Below are 3,518 nucleotides of genomic sequence, written 5' to 3' on the forward strand. Positions count from 1 at the left end.
ACATTAATGAACGTTGTTCATTTAGTTTGAGGGTGATGGCCGCACGGGGCAAGACCTAATATGAATAAAGTTCATTTATTTATTCGGGGTGGAACCCGCGCCGTCCCCGGGCCGGCAGCCGGACCGCTACTGGACCACGGCGCGGACCTCCCCTGCGGGCCGTAAGGCCCTAGACCGTGGATTAGTCCCGGCAGAGTCTGGGGTATGACTCAAACGAACCCGGGGCCGGCCCCGGACATCAGGGCCGCCCAACTCAAGGAACAGCCCACGGCGGTGGTGCATGAGACAGTCCCGATGAATGCGTTGCGGGATTTTTTCGGCCGTGCCTTCGCCGCCGTCATGGGTGCGGTGCAGGAGCAGCATGTCCAGTTGGCCGGACCCCCGTTCGCGCTGTACCGCGGCATGCCGACCGACGTCGTCGACGTCGAAGCGGGGTTCCCCCTCGCCGCGCCTTTCACGAACCCCAGTGGCGCGGACACGGCGGTTGTCGCCGGCACCCTCCCCGCAGGCCAGGCCTACGAGGCGATGCACATCGGTCCCTACGAATCACTGCAGCGTACTTACGGCGCGATCATGGCGCGGATGCGGCAGGACGGCGCGAGCCCGGGAGCAGCAATGTGGGAGTACTACCTTACCGATCCCGGCGTCGAACCCGATCCAGCGAAGTGGCAGACGCTCGTGGTCTGGCCGGTCGACTGAAATGCCGCACCTGCACTGCCCGGCCGCCGCGCGGAGGGGCCCCGGCCGGGGGCCGCTGCCCGGGTTTCCAAGGCCCGTCCGACTCATTCTGTCTGATAGGCCACACTATTGCTCTACTCCATGCATAATGTCCTAAACTGCTTCACTGAGGTGCCTGAAATGGCGCTGCGCAGCAACGAAAGTGAACCCCGATATGGCTACCGATTACGACGCCCCACGCAAGACAGAAGAAGAATCTCCCGCTGAGTCGCTGGAGGCCCTTCAGGCGTCCCGCGGCGGCGGCGCGCAGACCGCTGTGATCGACGTCGATGAGAACGACACCGCTGAAGGCATTGATCTTCCCGGTGCGGATCTGTCCGGCGAAGAGCTGACGGTCATTGTTGTTCCGGAGCAGTCCGATGAATTCACCTGCTCCTCCTGCTTCCTGGTCCGTCACAGGTCCCAGGTGGCCCTTGAGAAGAACGGCATGAAGTACTGCCGCGACTGCGAAGGCTAAAACCTTCCGGCAACAGACAGGCCGTACGAAGCGCCGGACCCGCGAGGGTGCCGGCGCTTCGCCGTTCCCGGCCAGGCCTGCTGCTGGCGGTGTTATCTGTTCGTGAACGACCTTCACGAACAGGGTCCGTGCAATCCGTCCGTGACCAGCAGCGGGCCACGCTAACGGTTGGGCGCCGAAACTGTGGAGGACCTCGCCCGCCGGGCCGGGCCCGCCTACGCTGAAAGCGTCTGACCTGCGCTGACTGTTCCGCCAGCCCAAGGGTCAGGCAGCACCAGGGGGTGGCGGCCTTGAAGAAGATCCAGTTGAAAAAGGTCAACGCGTTGCTCGCGGCTGTTCTGATGGCCGCCGCGCTTGGGATTCTTGCGCCGGCGCCGGCGCCGGCCGCCGCAGACCCGTACTGCGGACTGGCCTGGGGGTCGCTGAGCAAACTGGATCCGGCCATGAGCCAGGCCAAGGTGGTGGACGTCCGCACCGGTCAGCACTACTGCTTCGACCGGCTGGTCATTGACCTCAACGGCCCCGTGGCCGGCTACAGTGTCCGCTACGTACCCGCGGTGGTGCAGGACGGGTCCGGCCTGCCGGTCCCGTTGCGGGGCCAGGCTTTCATTCAGCTCACGGTCAATGCTCCCGCATATGACGACGCCGGCAATCCCACCTACAACCCGGCGAACAAGAATGAATTGGCTGACGTGGCTGGCTACCAGACCTTCCGGCAGGTGGCGTGGGCGGGCAGCTTCGAGGGCTATTCGACCATTGGCCTGGGGGTCCGCGCCCGGCTGCCGTTCCGGGTCCTGGCCCTGCCCGGGCCGGGCACCGGGTCCCGGCTCGTGGTGGACGTGGCGCATTTCTGGTGAGGCTGGTGGAGCCGGTCGCAAGGCAGGGCTGCGCGCCTTGCCGGGCGGGTCGGCTAGAGCGAGCCGAGCTCGGCCCGGAGCGGGAAGTCCCGGCCGTCCAGCACCAGCTGCGTGCAGCGCCCGGTGGCGCGGTTCAGAACGATCGGGGCCATGTGGCGTCCCTCGCCGAAGCGAAACCCGGAGACCTCTTGGTGAGCTTCGGCGGCAACCACATTTCCATCTACCTGGGCAACGAAGGCGATCGACGCCCCCGTGCCGGGTAAGACCGTCCAGATCTGCGATGCCTGGGAGCAGCAACCTGACTTCCATCCGGCGCATCGTGCCCGCAGGGGCGGCAAAGGGGCGCCTGCGTTCCGACGTCCGGCAGCACGTCGTCGCGTTAGCATTGGTCCCAACACGTCTGTCCAGGAGGGCACATGCCGTACATCGTTGACTTTGAGACCGTTTCTACCGCCGGCTTGGAATCATCCCCCGTCTCCGAGGCCCTCGCCGGGTTGCGCGCCAACGAGGCCCGCTATTTCCGGAATAAGTACGGCCACACCTTCACCGTGAGCCCCGCGAGCGAAGTTCCTGACGTGGTTGACCGGGTGAGCCGCATCCTCCGGGATGAACGCGAGATCGTGATCGGCTCCCGCCCGCTGGAGGCGACCGCCTTCGAAGTCGACGGTTTGCGGATGGCCTATGTTTTTTACGAGTCGGGGCTGTCGGTCAACGTCATGTACATCATCGAGGACGGCGGGAAGAGAGCGGTGGGGTTAAAACTTGCCGACGGCATGGAAGTTCCGGAGGAATTGGCGCCGCGCTTCAAGTTCGCCCGCCAAAAGTCGAAGCTGGCGGGTGTTATTCGCGGCTCCTACTTCGTGATCAAGGGCGAGTACTGATCGGGCTCACCCCCGCATCTCAGGGTGCGGGACGCAGCCGGGCAATCCGGGAAGTGAGTTTCTGGGATTGGGGTTCCATATTTTCGACGTGATCATTAGCGGTGGCGGCCCGACGGGAATGATGCTGGCCAGCGAGTTGCGGCTGCACGACGTGGACGTGCTCGTGCTGGAGAGGGACGCCGAGCCGAGCCAGGCGGTCCGTTCGCGCGGCCTGCACCCGCGCAGCATCGAGATCATGGACCAGCGCGGGCTGCTGGACCGGTTCCTCGCCCACGGGCAGCAGTATCCCGGCGGCGTGGGTCGCTTCGCCGGGATCGACAAGCCCCGGCCGGTGAACCTGGACACCGCACACGGCTACGTCCTTGGCATCCCCCAGCCGGTCACCGATCGCCTGCTGGCCGAGCGCGCCGGTGAGCTCGGCGCCCAGATCCGCCGCGGCTGCGAGGTGGCTGGAGTCGAGCAGGACGAGGACGCGGTGAGCGTCGAACTCGCTGACGGCACACGGCTGCGCTCGCGCTGGCTGGTCGGCTGCGACGGCGGACGCAGCCTGGTGCGCAGACTGCTCGGCATCGGCTTCCCCGGCGA

Annotated in this window: 5 protein-coding genes; all 5 read left to right on the plus strand. The window is 65.8% G+C overall.

All coding sequences use genetic code 11. From position 1 onward, the window contains the following. Positions 1-204 precede the first annotated feature (204 nt). Entirely contained in the window at positions 205-699 is a 495-nt protein-coding gene (locus tag LQV45_RS21260; protein WP_290370286.1) for a GyrI-like domain-containing protein, read from the plus strand. Between the two features lie 193 nt (positions 700-892). After that, positions 893-1,195 carry a DUF4193 domain-containing protein gene (locus LQV45_RS21265; RefSeq protein ID WP_018775830.1) on the plus strand — a complete coding sequence of 101 codons (303 nt, stop codon included), beginning with the start codon at positions 893-895 and terminating at the stop codon, positions 1,193-1,195. A 341-nt stretch (positions 1,196-1,536) separates the two neighbouring features. Beyond that, positions 1,537-2,052: a hypothetical protein gene (locus LQV45_RS21270; protein WP_230008710.1), complete on the plus strand. Its 516-nt coding sequence runs from the start codon at positions 1,537-1,539 to the stop codon at positions 2,050-2,052. Positions 2,053-2,468: 416 nt separating this feature from the next. Next, positions 2,469-2,933 (plus strand): phage tail protein, encoded by a 465-nt coding sequence (locus LQV45_RS21275; protein WP_230008708.1) that lies wholly within the window; start codon positions 2,469-2,471, stop codon positions 2,931-2,933. 79 nt (positions 2,934-3,012) lie between these two features. Continuing rightward, positions 3,013-3,518 (plus strand): FAD-dependent monooxygenase (locus tag LQV45_RS21280; RefSeq protein ID WP_230008711.1); only part of this gene is annotated, 506 nt, incomplete at its 3' end.

This window comes from Microbacterium sp. Bi128, assembly GCF_918698205.1.